The organism is Mycobacterium xenopi (assembly GCF_009936235.1).
Lineage (GTDB): Bacteria > Actinomycetota > Actinomycetes > Mycobacteriales > Mycobacteriaceae > Mycobacterium > Mycobacterium xenopi.
Genome location: NZ_AP022314.1, coordinates 754,988 through 770,218 on the forward strand (window position 1 = coordinate 754,988; position 15,231 = coordinate 770,218).

12 protein-coding genes and 1 pseudogene are annotated in these 15,231 nt (G+C 67.3%); 6 read left to right on the forward strand and 7 right to left on the reverse strand.

Going from position 1 to position 15,231, the window contains the following annotated elements; all coding sequences use genetic code 11:
- Positions 1-69: 69 nt before the first annotated feature.
- Together MYXE_RS03330 and MYXE_RS03335 are read right to left on the reverse strand one after the other, a co-directional pair.
- Positions 70-1,653, reverse strand: a complete 1,584-nt coding sequence (locus tag MYXE_RS03330; RefSeq protein ID WP_085194743.1) for a gamma-glutamyltransferase family protein — start codon at positions 1,651-1,653, stop codon at positions 70-72.
- Positions 1,650-3,167 carry a FadD7 family fatty acid--CoA ligase gene (locus MYXE_RS03335; protein ID WP_161552038.1) on the reverse strand — a complete coding sequence of 506 codons (1,518 nt, stop codon included), beginning with the start codon at positions 3,165-3,167 and terminating at the stop codon, positions 1,650-1,652. Before MYXE_RS03335 ends, MYXE_RS03330 begins: the two co-directional genes overlap by 4 nt.
- 50 nt (positions 3,168-3,217) lie before the next feature.
- On the opposite strand from MYXE_RS03335, the pseudogene oxc reads away from it, so the two are divergent.
- Together oxc and MYXE_RS03345 are read left to right on the forward strand one after the other, a co-directional pair.
- Positions 3,218-4,923 (forward strand): annotated as a pseudogene (gene oxc, locus MYXE_RS03340) (oxalyl-CoA decarboxylase).
- Between the two features lie 52 nt (positions 4,924-4,975).
- Positions 4,976-6,151 carry a thiolase family protein gene (locus MYXE_RS03345; protein WP_085194737.1) on the forward strand — a complete coding sequence of 392 codons (1,176 nt, stop codon included), beginning with the start codon at positions 4,976-4,978 and terminating at the stop codon, positions 6,149-6,151.
- Here MYXE_RS03345 and MYXE_RS03350 read toward each other — a convergent pair.
- From MYXE_RS03350 to MYXE_RS03360, 3 genes are all read right to left on the reverse strand, one after another.
- On the reverse strand, positions 6,148-6,879 hold the full coding sequence (locus tag MYXE_RS03350) for a TetR/AcrR family transcriptional regulator (RefSeq protein ID WP_169714194.1): 732 nt from the start codon (positions 6,877-6,879) through the stop codon (positions 6,148-6,150). The genes MYXE_RS03345 and MYXE_RS03350 overlap by 4 nt on opposite strands.
- A gap of 87 nt (positions 6,880-6,966) precedes the next feature.
- Positions 6,967-8,178 carry an acyl-CoA dehydrogenase family protein gene (locus MYXE_RS03355; RefSeq protein ID WP_003923220.1) on the reverse strand — a complete coding sequence of 404 codons (1,212 nt, stop codon included), beginning with the start codon at positions 8,176-8,178 and terminating at the stop codon, positions 6,967-6,969.
- A 114-nt stretch (positions 8,179-8,292) separates the two neighbouring features.
- A complete protein-coding gene (locus MYXE_RS03360) occupies positions 8,293-9,195 on the reverse strand; it encodes an alpha/beta hydrolase (RefSeq protein ID WP_085194733.1) in 903 nt (300 codons plus the stop codon).
- Positions 9,196-9,258: 63 nt separating this feature from the next.
- Here MYXE_RS03360 and MYXE_RS03365 point away from each other — a divergent pair, with 63 nt between their 5' ends.
- Positions 9,259-9,888: a TetR/AcrR family transcriptional regulator gene (locus MYXE_RS03365; RefSeq protein ID WP_085194731.1), complete on the forward strand. Its 630-nt coding sequence runs from the start codon at positions 9,259-9,261 to the stop codon at positions 9,886-9,888.
- A gap of 211 nt (positions 9,889-10,099) precedes the next feature.
- Here the strand turns inward: MYXE_RS03365 and MYXE_RS03370 are convergent, their stop codons facing one another.
- On the reverse strand, positions 10,100-10,792 hold the full coding sequence (locus tag MYXE_RS03370; RefSeq protein ID WP_269474418.1) for a DUF429 domain-containing protein: 693 nt from the start codon (positions 10,790-10,792) through the stop codon (positions 10,100-10,102).
- A 40-nt stretch (positions 10,793-10,832) separates the two neighbouring features.
- On the opposite strand from MYXE_RS03370, the gene purB reads away from it, so the two are divergent.
- The 3 genes from purB to MYXE_RS03385 are packed head-to-tail and all read left to right on the forward strand — an operon-like array spanning position 10,833 to position 14,485.
- The gene (purB, locus tag MYXE_RS03375) at positions 10,833-12,248 is read left to right on the forward strand and encodes an adenylosuccinate lyase (RefSeq protein ID WP_085194729.1); all 1,416 of its coding nucleotides are present in this window, start codon (positions 10,833-10,835) and stop codon (positions 12,246-12,248) included.
- A gap of 3 nt (positions 12,249-12,251) precedes the next feature.
- Entirely contained in the window at positions 12,252-13,499 is a 1,248-nt protein-coding gene (locus MYXE_RS03380; RefSeq protein ID WP_085194727.1) for a cytochrome P450, read from the forward strand.
- A complete protein-coding gene (locus tag MYXE_RS03385; protein ID WP_085194725.1) occupies positions 13,496-14,485 on the forward strand; it encodes a tellurite resistance/C4-dicarboxylate transporter family protein in 990 nt (329 codons plus the stop codon). The genes MYXE_RS03380 and MYXE_RS03385 overlap by 4 nt, the downstream gene beginning before the upstream one ends.
- 102 nt (positions 14,486-14,587) lie before the next feature.
- Here MYXE_RS03385 and MYXE_RS03390 read toward each other — a convergent pair whose 3' ends face one another.
- A complete protein-coding gene (locus MYXE_RS03390) occupies positions 14,588-15,202 on the reverse strand; it encodes a hypothetical protein (RefSeq protein WP_085194723.1) in 615 nt (204 codons plus the stop codon).
- Between the last annotated feature and the right edge of the window lie 29 nt (positions 15,203-15,231).

Consider the following 15,231-nt stretch of genomic DNA (forward strand, 5'->3'; position numbering starts at 1 on the left):
TCCAGACGACGCGCGCCGCTGGCGCCCCGGAGACTGACGAGACCAATGTGACGACGCCCAGACGTCGCATCAGTACCCCACGGCTTGACCGTCTCGGCGCGGATCGCTCACGGCGAGGTAGCCGTCGTCGAGCCGCCAGATCGCCTGGCAGCTACCGAACTGGTCGTAGTCGTCTGCGATAACCAGTTCGTGGCCACGCCGCTGCAGCTCGTCGAGCGTGGCCGGCGGAAAGCCGCGCTCGCAGCAGACCTGCATGCCCTGCACCCAGCGGAACCGGGGACCGTCGCAGGCCGCCTGCGGATTCTGGTCGTGGTCGACGATGCGGACCACCACCTGCACGTGGCCCTGCGGCTGCATGGGCCCGCCCATTACCCCAAAGCTCATCACCGGTGTGCCGTCTTTGGTGACGAAGCCGGGAATAATCGTGTGGTACGGTCGTTTACCCGGGCCCACCTGATTCGGATGCCCTGGTGTCGCAACGAAATTCGCGCCGCGGTTGTGCAATGCGATTCCCGTTCCCGGCACCACCACACCGGAGCCGAAGCCCAGGTAGTTCGACTGAATCATCGACACCATGACACCGGAGGCGTCGGCAGCGGTGAGATACACCGTGCCACCGCTCGGAGTACCCGCGAACGCCGGCTTGGCCCGGTTCGGGTCGATCAGTGTTGCCCGCTGTTTGAGGTATTCCGGGTCGAGGAGGTGCCGTGGACGCAGCGGCATGTGGTCGATGTCGGCGACATAGGCCTGCGCGTCGGCGAAGGCCAGCTTGAGTGCTTCGATCTGAAGATGCAGACTGTCAGCGGAATCCGCTGGAGCAGAATCTATTTCGAACTGTTCGAGAATGCCGAGGGCGATCAAGGCGACGATTCCCTGACCGTTGGGTGGGATTTCGTGGATGGTGTAGCCGCGGTAGGAACCGCTGATTGTGCCGACCCAGTCGGCGCGATGAGCGGCGAGGTCGCTGGCCCGTAGGACGGCACCATTGGCCGCCGCATGCGCATCCAGTTGCGCCGCCAGCTCTCCGCAATAAAACGCCGCGCCGTTGGTGGCGGCGATCTTCGCAAGCGTGGCGGCGTGATCGGGAAAGGCCACGAGCTCACCGGGTCGTGGTGCACGGCCGCCGGGCATATACACGTCGGCGAACCCCGGCTGATCCTTGAACAGCGGCACCTGAGCCGCCCACTGCTCCGCCACCGTTGGCGACACCAGAAAACCGTTGCGGGCGTATGAGATTGCCGGCTCGAAGAGCCGGGCGAAGGGCAGCCGCCCGAATCTAGAATGCAGCTCCACCCAACCCGAAACCGCGCCGGGCACGGTGACCGAGTTCCAGCCGAGCAGCGGAACGCCCTTGTCGCCGAAGTACTCCGGCGTCCACGCCGCAGGGGATCGGCCTGATGCATTCAGCCCGTGCAACCGGTGGCCATCCCAGACGATGGCGAAGGCATCCGAGCCAATGCCGTTGGAGACCGGCTCGACCACCGTGAGGGTGATGGCGGCGGCGACGGCCGCATCGACTGCGCTGCCGCCGTCGGCGAGCATCTGCAGACCGGCTTGGGCGGCAAGCGGTTGCGATGTGCACACCACGTTGCGGGCCAGGATCGGCTTTCGCGGCCAACCGTAAGGAAAGGCCCAGTCAAATGGTGCGGTCATCGTCGGAACCGTTCGGCCACGGCCCGGCGGTCCACCGAACCTTTCGCCGTGTGCGGCAGTTCATCGGCCACGTGGATGCTCGCGGGAACCTCGAAGGGCGCCAGTCGTTCCCGGCAGAACTGGGCCAACTCTGCGACGCTTGGCGCGGCGGAGGACGCCGGCACCACCGCCGCGGCGACCGTCTCCCCGTAGAGCGGGTCCGCGACGCCGTACACGGCCGCTTCGGTGACATTCGGATGGCTGGACAGCACCGCCTCAACGCGCTCGGGCGAGATCTTCTCCCCGGCCCGGTTGATGAGCTCTTTGATCCGGCCGCGAAGCGTCAGCTCGCCCGCTTCCGACAGCGACCCCAGATCACCGGTGTGCAGCCAGCCGTCGGTGAAGGTCTGGGCCGTTGCACCCGGGTTGGCGAGGTAGCCGCGCACTACCGTGCGGCCGCGCAGCCAGACCTCGCCCACCGTCTCCGGCGGGCGGGGCCAGCCATCCTCGCCGACGATCCGGATCTCGACCCCGCTCGAGCGGCCGACCAGGCCGGTGGTTACGGCCCGGTCGTCTCTGGTGCTGGCCACTTGGTGGGTGGCCTCGGTCATCCCGTAGGCGCTGAACACCGGCGCGCCGAACTCCGCGCGCATTGCCTGCGCCGTTTCGGCGCTGAGCGCAGCGCTGCAGCTGCGGACAAACCGCAACGTAACACCGTCTCGTGGACGGTCAATCCCACTGCGTTCCAACAGGATACGGTGGATGGTCGGCACCGCGGTGAACCAGGTGGCCCCGGCGGCTCGCACGTCGTCCCAGAACGTGTGCGCAGAAAACCGCCCGCCGGCCGGCAGCAACACCGTTCCCCCCGACACCAGTGTCGACAGCAGCGCGGCCATTAACCCGTGACCGTGAAACAGCGGCATCACCGCGACGGTCGCGTCCTGCGGGCCGAGCCCATAGGTGGCGATGATGCCGCGCAGCGAGCCGGCGATGTTGTCATGGGTCCAGGGCACCATCTTCGGCGAGCCGGTCGTGCCGCCGGTGAACATGATCATCGCGTCATCTGGCCGCAATCCGCCAGGTGGCGGGCTCGGCGGAAACGGCGCGGCAGTGGTGTGCAGGCTGACCCCGCCGTGGCAGAGCGCGATGGACCAACACGGGAACGGAGCGTGTTCGCGTTCGCCGGCATCGGTCAACACGACCCGCGCTCCCGCCGCGGCGATCCTGGCGTGCTGCTCGGCGACCGGCAGCGCAGGATCTAACGGCACCACCACGAGGCCCACCCGCGAACCCGCCAATAACCCGACGACGAACTCGGCGCTGCTGGGGGCGCGCAGCGCCACCCGGTCGCCGGGCCGCAGCCCCCGCGCGCCCAGCTGTGCGGCCAGGTCGTCGACCAGTCCGAGCAGGCCGCGATAGGTGATCGGCATCCGGTCGGCGCTGACGACGAGCGCACGAGCCTGCGGACGGCGGTGCGCTGCGTCCTGGAACAGATCCGCGACGCGCGGGCTCGAAGAATCTGCGGCGGAGGTCATCGTCTACACGCTAGTTGGAGCTTGTGACCAGACTGGACCACAGTGGACGCATGGCCAGCCAACCCGCACCCGACCTCACCGACGGTTTCCACTTGATGGTCGATGCCCTCAAGCTCAACCGGGTCAACACCATCTACGGGCTCGTCGGCATCCCGATCACCGATCTCGCCCGGCTCGCGCAGGCATCGGGCATTCGCTTCGTCGGTTTTCGGCACGAGACCTCCGCCGGCAACGCCGCGGCCGCCGCGGGGTTTCTCACCCGTCGACCCGGCATCTGCTTGACGGTATCGGCGCCCGGTTTCCTCAACGGCCTCGTCGCGCTGGCCAACGCCACCACCAACTGCTTCCCGATGATCCAGATCTCAGGGTCCAGCGAGCGGGCGCTTGTCGACATGCAGCGCGGCGACTACGAGGAACTCGACCAACTGGCCGCAGCCCGGCCATTCGCCAAGGCGGCGTATCGGATCGGGCGGGCGCAAGACATCGGCCTGGGTGTGGCCCGCGCGATCCGCACCGCGGTTTGCGGCCGCCGGGCGGTGTTTACCTCGACGTCCCGGGCGCCGTGCTCGGCCAGGCCGTCGACGCGGCCAGCGCCGCCGAAACGCTGTGGCGCGTCGTGGACCCCGCGCCGCGCCAGCTGCCAGCACCCGAGGCGGTCGATCGCGCGGTGCGGCTCCTGGCACAGGCACAGCGGCCGCTGATCGTTCTGGGAAAAGGTGCGGCATACGCCCAGGCCGACAACGAGATTCGACAATTCGTGGAGTCCACCGGGATTCCGTTCTTGCCGATGTCGATGGCCAAGGGGCTGCTGCCCGATTCGCATCCGCAGTCGGTGGGGGCTGCGCGTTCGCTGGCGCTGGCCCGCGCCGACGTGATCATGCTGGTCGGTGCCCGGTTGAACTGGCTGCTGGGCCACGGCGAGCCGCCCCAATGGTCGGCCGACGCGACGTTCATCCAGATCGACATCGAGGCGTCCGAATTCGACAGCAATCGGCCGATCGCGGCACCGCTGGCCGGTGACATCGGCTCGGTGATCACCGCGCTGCTCGACCGCGTGCAAGAGCTCCCGGTCATCGCACCGACGGCGTGGACGGATGAGCTGGCCGAGCGTCGGGCCCGCAACGACGCCGCGATGCGCCAGCGCCTAGCCGACGACCCACACCCGATGCAATTCCACAACGCGCTGCGGGCCGTGCGCGACGTGCTGGTGCAGCATCCCGACGTCTACGTGGTCAACGAGGGCGCCAACGCGTTGGACACCGCCCGCAATGTCATCGACATGCACGCGCCGCGGCGTCGGCTCGACAGCGGCACGTGGGGAGTCATGGGCATCGGCATGGGCTATGCGATCGCCGCCGCGGTCGAGACCGGACAGCCCGTGGTCGCCATCGAGGGTGACAGCGCGTTTGGCTTCAGCGCCATGGAGTTTGAGACGGTCTGCCGCTACCGACTGCCGATTACCGTCGTCGTCCTCAACAACGGCGGGGTCTACCGCGGCGACGAGGCCTCGCCAAACGGGGCGGACCCAGCGCCGACCGTCCTGAGCGCGCAGGCGCGCCACGACCTCATCGCGCAGGCATTCGGGGGCAGGGGTTATCACGTCACCACCCCGACCGAGTTGAAGGCGGCGTTGAACGAGGCGCTAACATCCCGTGACCCCGCGATCGTCGACTGCCAACTGGACCCAGCGGCGGGCAGGGAGAGCGGACACTTAACCAGCCTCAACCCGAAGAGCGCAGCCGCGCCGCCCGCCTGAGCAGCCGACCCGCTTATCGTCGTGGTTACGGTAGCTGTTACTATTACTGGCCATGCCCAAGCCTGTGATCGTGAACGCCGTGCGGACAGCAATCGGAACATCGTTCAAGGGCTCGTTGGTCAACACACCCGCCGAGGTGTTAGCGACCACCGTGCTTGAAGAAACGGTGCGGCGATCCGGTGTCGACCCGGCAGCGATCGACGACATCATCTTTGCCGAATCTCATTACGGCGGTGGTGATCTGGCCCGTTATGCCGCTGCGGCGTCGGGACTGGTGTCGGTGCCGGGGCAGGCGGTCAACAGGCATTGCGCGGGCAGCCTGACCGCCGTCGCCGACGCGGCGGCCCAGATCGGCTGCGGCGTCGAGGAAGTGGTCGTGGCCGGTGGTGTGCAGTCGCTGTCGACCGGGCCGCTGATGAACTGGCGCATCCCGGGACCGAACCTGGAGTTCGAGGAGCGATGGATGCCGCCCTCGCACCCGGAAACACAAGATGCCCCCACTCGCGACATGTCGATCACCGTGGGCTGGAATACCGCGAAAGCCGTCGGCATCACCCGCGAGGAAATGGACGCCTGGGCGTTGCGGTCGCATCAACGCGCCGTCGCGGCGATCGATGCTGGCAAGTTCGTCGACGAGATCGTCCCGCTGAAGATCCAGGGTCGCGACGGCGCGCTGACCGAGTTCAGCGTGGACGAACATCCACGCCGCGACACCAGCATGGAGAAGCTGGCGGCACTGAAGGTGTTGCACCCCGAAATCGAGGGGTTTTCGATCACCGCGGGCAACAGCAGCGGCACCAACGACGCCGCCGCCGCCCTGACCTTGGCCGACGAGGGCGTTGCCCGCGCAGCGGGACTCACCGTGCTGGGCAGCGTCAAAACGTGGGCGGCTGTCGGCGTCGAACCGCGCGACACCGGGCTGGGAGCGGTTCGGGTGATCGGCAAGGTACTGGACCGCGCCGGTTTGTCCGCCAACGACGTCACGCTGTGGGAGATCAACGAAGCGTTCGCATCGGTGCCCATCGCCGCGTGCCGCGAGTACGGGCTCGACGAGGACCGGGTGAACATCTACGGCAGCGGGTGCAGCCTGGGCCATCCCATCGCGGCCACCGGGGCGCGCATGCTCACCACGCTGGTACACGAGTTGGGCCGCCGCGGCGGCGGGATCGGGGTGGCTGCGATGTGCGCTGGCGGCGGCCAGGGCGGAGCCGTCGTCATCGAGGTCTAGCGCTTCGAATTCGCCTTGTCTGCAGTTGATTTCGCGTTCTGCTCGATGAGGCGACTGGCGTGGTCGAGAATGCAGTTGAGCCCGTACTCGAAATTGATGTCGTCGGCCACGCCGATACGGTGGCCTTTGCTGGTCAATTCCGCGATCAGCGGCATCGTGGCCGGGTCGATGATGCGCACCGCACGATCGGCGTACGGTCTGGCGCCGCCGGATTTGGCTTGCAGGCGCTCGAGGACGACCGAGCCGCGGGTGTGCACCGAGAGCGATGCATAGGTGTCGAACGCGTCCTCCGGTGACAACCCGGCCTCGACCAGGGTAGCGACGGCTTTCTCCAGCTTCTGGAAGGCCGCCTGGGTGGCTTCTTTGCCGAACGTGCCCCGGATCAGGATCAGATCACACAGGACCGGGTTGGCGCGAAACGTCTGACGCATCTTATGTGCATGGTCGTGCAGCGACTCACGCCAGTTCCGGCCTTCGACGAACGGCGTGGCGAAGTCGTACTGACCGAGCGCTCGGTCGGTCATCGCATCCAACAGGTCTTCCTTCTTGCGGAAGTACCAGTAGATGCTTGTGACGCCGACGTCAAGGTGCTTGGCCAGCAGCGGCATGCTGAGGTTGTCGATTGACACCTGCTCGGCCACTTCGAAAGCGCCGTTGAGGATTTCGTCCACGCTGATGGATCCGCGTTCGCGCCGCTGTCGTTTCTCGGCGACTGCCTGCTTAGCCAATTCGGTAACCTTCGTGACGGACGTGCGTAGCAAAACGCTATAGTATCAGCTATAGTAAGCCTTGTGGTAATGGTTTGGCCGCGCGGCTCATCGCAGCGGTAAACCGGTGATCGCCCTGCTCATGACCAGGCGCTGGATCTCGCTGGTGCCCTCGAAGATCGTGAAGATCTTGGCGTCTCGGCGCATCCGCTCCACGGGATATTCCCGGGTATACCCGTTGCCGCCGAGGATTTGTACCGCCTCGTCGGTGACGTAGACGGCGGTTTCGCTGGCCACGAGCTTGGCCATCGAACCCTCGGCCGCGACAAACGGCTTGTTGTTGCGGGCCATCCACCCGGCTCGCCACACCAGCAGCCGCGAGGCGTCGATCCGGGCCTTCATATCCGCGAGCTTGAATGCGATCGCCTGGAAATCGCCGATCTTGCGGCCGAACTGCTCGCGCTGCTGTGCGTACTCCAGCGCGTATTCGTAGGCTGCTCGCGCCACGCCCAACGCCATCGCCCCGACGGCGGGCCGGGTGCGCTCAAACGTCGTCAAAGCCGCCTGGCCGCCCGCGCTCTTCCCTTCCCGCACGCGTGCGATTCGTTCCTCGAATTTGTCTCGCCCGCCGACGATTAACCGACCCGGGATCCGCACGTCGTCCAATATCACTTCGGCGGTGTGTGAGGCGCGGATGCCGTGCTTGCTGAACTTCTGCCCCTGCCGAAAACCCGGAGTGTTCGGCGGGATGATGAACGTGGCCTGCCCGCGCGTGCCCAGCTCGGGATAGACCGAGGCGACCACGATGTGCACGTTGGCGATACCGCCGTTGGTGGCCCAGGTTTTCGTGCCGTTGAGGACCCACTCGTCGGTCGCCTCGTCGTAGCGGGCTCGGGTCGCGATCGCGCCGACGTCGGATCCGGCGTCGGGTTCCGACGAGCAGAACGACGCCAGCTTAGGGTCGTCGACGGTGCCGAACATCTGCGGCAGCCACTCGGCGAGCTGCTCGCGAGTGCCGGTGGCGGCCAGCGACGCCGCAGCTAACCCGGTACCGAGGATCGACAACGCGATTCCCGCGTCACCCCAGAACATCTCCTCGAACACCGTCAACATGCCCAGCCCCGTCGGTTCGGCGGCCTGCGCCGCGAACAGGTCGATGGAGTACAAGCCAACCTTGGCCGCTTCCTGGATGATCGGCCACGGAGTCTCTTCGCGTTCGTCCCATTCGGCGGCTGCCGGGCGGACCACGTCAGCGGCGAACTCGTGAACCCAGTCCCGAACCTGGATCACATCATCGGAAAGCTCAAGTGAAAACGCCATCGCTGTGGTCCTATCTGTGGTGGTGCTTTTCCGCGGGAACGCTGGAACGCCCTGCACGTTCTTAGTGAACAGTTGTACACCCCGGCCGCGCGCGGCTGGACACCGGGCGGACGGCTAACCGACGAGCAGCGGTGCGATCCAGGTGAGCTCGGCGGGCAGTTGCGAACTCCAAAAACCGGCGTCATGTCCGCCGGGCGAGAAACCGCCCGCCGGCGGGTTGGGCAGCTGCGACACGAATTGCCGGGTTGCTGCGTAGAACGGGTCACTGTTGCCGCAGTCCACCCGGATCGGGATCGCCGCCAGCGCAGGCTGGCCGAACACCGAGTTCGCCGCCCAGTCGTCGGCGCCGTCGAACGCTCCCGGCGCAGCCGCCCCCGGCGAGAGCCACAGCGCCGGGCTCACCGCGCAGATCGCCGCGGTGCGGGTCGGACCCAGCCGGCTGCCCAGCAGCAGTGCCCCGTAGCCGCCCATCGACCAGCCCAAAAACGCAACCCGCGAAGTGTCCAGGCCCTGGCTGCTCAGCATCGGTATCAACTCGTTCAGCACCATGGCACCCGAATCCTCTCCGGAAGCCCTTTTGTGCCAATAGCTTCCGCCGCCGTCGACGGCGACCACCGCGAACGGCGGCAGACCGGCCCGGACCGCCTGGGCGAGCCCCTGCTCGACACCGCCGGCCATCACGGTAGCCGCATCAGAGCCTTTGCCGTGCAACGCGATCACCGGTCGCAAGGCTTTGGTCTGGCCAGGCGGGCGGGCAATCGCCCAATTGGTGGAGATCCCGCCACGCGCCGCCGACACAAACGAGCCGGTGGACATCGTCGGCGCCGCAGCGGGAGCCGGCTCGAGCGGTGGGGCCGGTGCCAACGGCACGCCGCTGGCCGCGATCGATACGCGCGCGGCAACCGCGCGCCGCGACTGCAGGGGCGCGCCCACCGCGTAAGCGCTTACCGCTCCGACCGCCGCACTGGCGCCCAAGCGCAGCACGGCCCGACGGCTCAACTCGGGCATGCGGGCCATCTTAAGTGCCGCCGCATGGGCGTTTATCCGAAAGGCCGATGCGGCTCCTACTGAGCTGGCAGCATGACGGGGGTGACCGCAGCTGTTACTCCCAAGGGAGAACGCCGGCGGTACGCGCTGGTCACCGCAGCCGCTGAGCTGTTGTGCGAGGGTGGTTTCGAGGCGGTGAGGCACCGGGCCGTCGCGCACCGGGCCGGGCTGCCGTTGGCGTCGACCACCTACTATTTTTCGTCCCTGGACGAGCTCATCGCCAGCGCCGTCGAACACATCGGGATGCTGGAGGTCGCGCAGCTGCGGGCCCGGGTCGCCGCGCTGTCCCGGCGCCGCCGCGGCCCCGAAACCACCGCCGATGTGCTGGTGGACCTGCTCGTCAGCGACGCGTCGGATCCCGGGCTCAAGGACCAGCTGACTTCTCGCTATGAACGCTACATCGCCTGTGCGCGCCTGCCCGCGTTGCGTGACATCCAGCGGCGGATCCTGCGGCAGCGTGCCGACGCGATTGCCGAAGCGGTTGCACGGTCTGGTCGCTCGGTGCGTATCGGCCTGGTCTCCACAATGATCTGCGCGGTCGACGGCGCGGTGATCTGTGCACTAGTCGACGACTGCCAGGACCCGCGCGCCGCCGCACGGGCGACGCTACTCGAAATCATCGACGTTTTCGCACCTTTCGAGCATCCCCCGATCGCCATTTGACGGCCCGCACGGCAGCGGAAACCGTCGGATCAGTGCCCGTCTGGTGGAGGCGAAAGCCGCCGCCGAAGAGCTTCTAACTTGCTGGGCGTCCTCGAGGAGCGCGGCGAGGCGGGCGAGCCGCCGCGCCACGTCGTCGGGTTCATGCGGTTTCGCGCTGGGTGTACCGACAGCGGAGGGAAGCGCCGGGGTGACGATGTAACCGGTCGCGACATCACCGTAAATCGTGACGTCTTCGGGACGGTGATACCAGTACAGCGCGATGTATGCGCACATCACGGCGTCGACGGGATCCTCGGCGCCGTCCAGCTGCGCCGTCCAGCTGCGCCGGGCGGGTCGCCGCGGTCACCCGGTTGCGCAACTCGACCCAGGCCACGTTGCGGTTCACCCGAAGTCGAGGCGTGGCCTCGTCCAGCCGCTCGATCAGCGTCATTAGCTGCAGCAATTCGCGCTGGCGTGTGCCGAGCGGGCCGCGCTTGTACTTCAGCGTCCGATCCAGGCCGAACAACACCACGGTGGCCGGATGTGGGTACACCTCGATCGCTCGCCGCTTGGCCTGGGAGTGCGGGTCGATGTCCAGGGCGAGCGCTCCGGCCAGTCTGGCCCCGCGGGGAACGCTCGAAAACTCGGGTCTGCCGGTGTAGGCCGGGCGCGCGCCGGCCTCGAACCTGCCGAAATCGCGGTTGAGCGCCCGGTCGCAGGGCCGATGCCCGGCTGGGTTGTTCACGACCAGCGGTGCGTCGAGCGCGACCAGGCAGTCGTCGCGGACGTAGGCCGACAGCGTGTTCTCGATGCTCGCGTCGTCGTGCGCCGTGCCGAGATGCACCAGCCGGCCGTCGGCGTCGACCACCGCGACACCGCTCTGGCTGATTTCACCCCATGCAAGATCGACGCCTACGAAGTACATTCGCCCAGCTTGCCGCATCACGACCGTAAGCTGTGTCGTTGTGAGCATCCCCGACGTGCTGGCCGACCGCTACGCCAGCGCCGACATGGTTGCGATCTGGTCGCCACAGGCCAGGGTCGTCGCGGAACGGCGACTGTGGCTGGCGGTGCTGCGGGCACAGGCGGAGCTCGGCGTCGACGTGCCTGACCAGGCGATCGCCGACTACGAACGGGTGCTCGAGGACGTCGACCTGGCCTCGATCGCGGCGCGCGAGCGGGTGCTGCGCCACGACGTCAAGGCCCGCATCGAAGAGTTCAACGCGCTGGCCGGTCACGAACACATCCACAAGGGCATGACCAGCCGCGACCTCACCGAGAACGTCGAGCAGCTGCAGATCCGCAGGTCGTTGGAGTTGGTGTTCGCCCACGGTGTGGCCGTCGCGGCGAGGCTGGCCGAGCGAGCCCTGACCTATCGGGACGTGGTGATGGCCGGGCGCAGCCACAATGTCGCTGCCCAGGCCACCACGTTGGGCAAGCGGTTCGCCTCGGCGGCGCAGGAGACGCTGATCGCGTTGACCCGGCTGCGTGAGCTCATCGACCGCTATCCGCTGCGCGGCATCAAGGGCCCGATGGGCACCGCGCAGGACATGCTCGACCTGCTGGGCAAAGACGCGGCGAAGCTGGCCGAACTCGAGCGGCGCATATCTGAATCTTTAGGGTTTTCAACGATTTTGACTAGCGTCGGGCAGGTGTATCCGCGCTCGCTGGATCACGACGTGGTGTCTGCGCTGGTGCAGTTGGGCGCCGGCCCCTCGTCGCTGGCGCACACCATCCGGCTGATGGCCGGGCACGAGCTGGTTACCGAGGGTTTTGCGCCCGGACAGGTCGGGTCCTCGGCGATGCCGCACAAAATGAACACCCGCAGCTGCGAACGGGTCAACGGCCTGCAAGTGGTGCTGCGCGGTTACGCGGCGATGACGGCCGAACTGGCCGGTGCGCAATGGAACGAAGGTGACGTGTCGTGCTCGGTGGTGCGCCGAGTGGCGTTGCCGGACAGCTTCTTTGCCATCGACGGGCAGATCGAGACTTTCTTGACCGTGCTCGACGAGTTCGGGGCCTACCCCGCGGTGATCCAGCGCGAGCTGGACCGCTATCTGCCGTTTTTGGCCACCACCAAGGTTTTGATCGCCGCGGTGCGCGCCGGCATGGGCCGCGAATCGGCGCACGAGGTGATTGGCGAGCACGCGGTGGCGGCCGCGCTGGCGATGCGGGACGGCGGTGAGCCTGAGCTGCTGGAGCGGCTGGCCGCCGACCCCCGGTTGCCGCTGGACCGCCGGGCGCTGGAGGCGGTGCTGGCCGACAGGCAGGCCTTCATCGGCGCTGCCGGCGACCAGGTCGACGCGGTGGTGGCGGAGGTGGACGCGCTGGTCAGCCATTACCCGGATGCCGCCAAGTACACCCCTGGTGCGATCCTGTAGGCCATGACGGTCTCGGTTGCGCTGGCGCAGATCGACTTCACCGACCTGGACAACTTTGCCAACGGTTTTCCCCATCACCTATTCGCGATCCACCGCCGCGACGCGCCGGTGTTCTGGCATGAGCCGACCGAGCACACACCCGACGGGGAGGGATTCTGGTCAGTGGCCACGTACGCAGAAACCCTTGCGGTGCTGCGCGATCCGGTGACCTTTTCCTCCGTGACGGGGGGTGGGCGACCGTTCGGCGGAACAGTGCTGCAAGACCTGCCCATCGCGGGCCAGGTGCTCAACATGATGGACGACCCGCGGCACACGCACATTCGGCGCCTGGTCAGCTCCGGGTTGACGCCGCGGATGATCCGGCGCGTCGAAGACGACCTGCGCGCACGGGCGCGTCGGCTGCTCGACGGCGTTACTCCGGGTGTGGCGTTCGATTTCGTCGTCGATATCGCCGCCGAGTTGCCGATGCAGATGATCTGCATCCTGTTGGGCGTGCCGGAGGCCGACCGGCACTGGCTATTCGAGGCGGTCGAGCCCGGATTCGATTTCGGTGCTTCGCGTACCGCATCCATGCCGCGGCTGAATGTCGAAGACGCCGGGTCGCAGTTGTACGCCTACGGGCAGGAGCTGATTGCGCGCAAACGTGCCCAACCCGCCGACGACATGCTCTCCACGGTGGCGAACGCCACCATCGACGATCCCGACGCGCCCTCGCTGTCCGACGCCGAGCTGTACCTGTTCTTTCACTTGTTGTTCAGCGCGGGCGCGGAGACCACCCGCAACGCGATCGCCGGCGGGCTGCTCGCGTTGGCCGAACGCCCCGAACAGTGGCGCCGATTGCGCAGCGACGTCGAGTTGTTGCCGACGGCGATCGAAGAGATGGTGCGGTGGACGTCGCCGTCGCCGTCGAAGCGGCGCACCGCCACCCGGGCAGTCACCTTGGGTGGCCAGCCGATTGACGCCGGTCAAAAAGTGCTGGTGTGGGAAGGCTCGGCCAACCGCGACGCCGCTGTATTCGACCGACCCGACGAGTTTGATATCACCCGAAAACCTAACCCGCACTTGGGTTTTGGTCAGGGGGTACATTACTGCCTGGGCGCCAACCTGGCCCGGCTGGAACTGCGGGTGCTTTTCGAGGAGCTGCTGGCGCGCTTTGGGGCCGTGCGGGTCGCGGCACCGGTCGAATGGGCCCGCAGCAACCGGCACACCGGGATTAGGCATCTGGTCGTGGAACTGCTCGCCCCGTCGTGACGCTGCGGTTCAGCGACATCGAGCTGACACCAGACGCTTTCGCGGCGGTGATGGCGACCGGTATCTTGTCGATCGCCGCACGCAGTCATCAGTATCGGCTGCTCAGTGAGACTCTGGACGTGCTGGCTACGCTCGCCTTGCTGGCGCTGGTCGCCTTGGTGATCGTCACTGCCGCGGTCAAACGGCGGATCACATTTTGGGACGTTGCCGATCCTGATGTGACGCTGCGGCTGTTCAGCTTCGTCGCTGCTGTTGCGGTGCTGGGCAGCCGGGTGGCTGCCCATGTGCGGGTCGCCCTGATCCTTGGCGCAGTGGCGTCGTCGGCCTGGCTGGCGCTAATCCTGGTCACCGCGCGCAACATGTGGGGCACCCCGTGGGCGGCACTGCGGGACCGCGCGCACGGCGCTTGGGAACTGGCCAGCGTGGCGACCTCCGGCTTGGTGATCATGATGGCGCTGGTTGCCGATTACACCGGTCACCGCTGGTGGCTGGTGGTCGCCGTGCCGTTGTGGGTGGCGGCGATGTGCATCTACGGCTTGATGACGGTGCTGATCGTGTGGCGCGCTGTCGCGGAGCGACAACATCGCGACGGATTCGAGCCGGATACCTGGATCCTGATGGGCGCGTTGGCCATTGCGACGCTGGCCGGCGACTACATCCACCAGCTGGCCACCGGCTGGCTGGCGGGAAGTGTACGCGCAACCACCCAGGTGAGCTGGCTGGTGGCCACCTTGTGGATTCCTCCGCTGATCTACTTCGGGCTGCACCACATCAGCCGGCGGCCGGCGGCGTTGCAGTTTGCCGGTGTGTGGTGGGCGATGGTGTTTCCGCTCGGCATGTACTCAGCGGCCACCTATGCCATGGCGGTCGAGCTTGGTGTGCGCTCGCTGCACACGGTTTCGCTGGTGTTCTTCTGGAACGCCTTGGCGGCGTGGGTGATTGTGGTGGTTGCCGGGCTGTTGCAAGTGCCGCGCCTGCTGCGCTGACGGCCGTTGTTCGGCGAGGGGTTTACCGGCTTGTGGCGACTTGAGGTCGGATGCAATGCCGCAGCAGCATGAGCGGATCGCAGCGGCTTGCCAGGCGTCGGCCTAGCGGGTCTGAAGTCCTGCGGACCGCAGCTCGAGGGCCGCCAGGCCGGCGATCGTGACCGGATCCTCGCGGCGCCACCCGCCGACCGGGTCGGCGTCGACCGCGGTCAGCCTGCGCAGCGGCCGGTTGGCCAAGGCCCGCAGCGCGAGCAGCTGTTCGCCGGCCGGCGTGGCGGCCAGGGAGGTCACGGTCCATTTGCGCCGGAAGAACCGCAGCCGCAGGACTAGCCACGGCATCATCACCGCCAGGATCGGCGGGGCGGCTACCGCGAGCGCCAGCAGCACGGCCAACCAGCTGGCAGTGGTGTCCAAGTTGTGGCCGGCGCCGGCGATGTCGAGGGCCGCGTCGCTCGCTGCGGTGAGCGGCTTGCTGACCGCGCCGCCCACCAGCGGGATACGCTCGGCGCTATGGCCCGCCGACTGCAGATTGGTGGCGATGCCGTGCGCGCCGCTGTTGACCTGTCGGCCAACTCCCGCGATGGTCGACACGGCGCTGTGCACCGCCATGCCGACGAGCACCCATGCGGCCGTCCACAGGGCGACGAAGATATCGCTGCACAGTTGGGCCAGCAGCCGGCCGGGTCTGGTGGCGTAGGGCAGGTAGCGCAATCTCATAGCCTCGATCCCAGCACAGTGTTGGTTCC

Excerpts from the sequence above, each read along its gene's own strand:
- MYXE_RS03330 (WP_085194743.1), bottom strand. The coding sequence starts at position 1,653 with ATGACCGCACCATTTGACTGGGCCTTTCCTTACGGTTGGCCGCGAAAG.
- MYXE_RS03355 (WP_003923220.1), bottom strand. The coding sequence starts at position 8,178 with ATGGCGTTTTCACTTGAGCTTTCCGATGATGTGATCCAGGTTCGGGAC.
- MYXE_RS03345 (WP_085194737.1), top strand. The coding sequence starts at position 4,976 with ATGCCCAAGCCTGTGATCGTGAACGCCGTGCGGACAGCAATCGGAACA.
- MYXE_RS03365 (WP_085194731.1), top strand. The coding sequence starts at position 9,259 with ATGACGGGGGTGACCGCAGCTGTTACTCCCAAGGGAGAACGCCGGCGG.
- MYXE_RS03380 (WP_085194727.1), top strand. The coding sequence starts at position 12,252 with ATGACGGTCTCGGTTGCGCTGGCGCAGATCGACTTCACCGACCTGGAC.
- MYXE_RS03390 (WP_085194723.1), bottom strand. The coding sequence starts at position 15,202 with ATGAGATTGCGCTACCTGCCCTACGCCACCAGACCCGGCCGGCTGCTG.
- MYXE_RS03360 (WP_085194733.1), bottom strand. The coding sequence starts at position 9,195 with ATGGCCCGCATGCCCGAGTTGAGCCGTCGGGCCGTGCTGCGCTTGGGC.
- MYXE_RS03370 (WP_269474418.1), bottom strand. The coding sequence starts at position 10,792 with ATGTACTTCGTAGGCGTCGATCTTGCATGGGGTGAAATCAGCCAGAGC.
- MYXE_RS03335 (WP_161552038.1), bottom strand. The coding sequence starts at position 3,167 with ATGACCTCCGCCGCAGATTCTTCGAGCCCGCGCGTCGCGGATCTGTTC.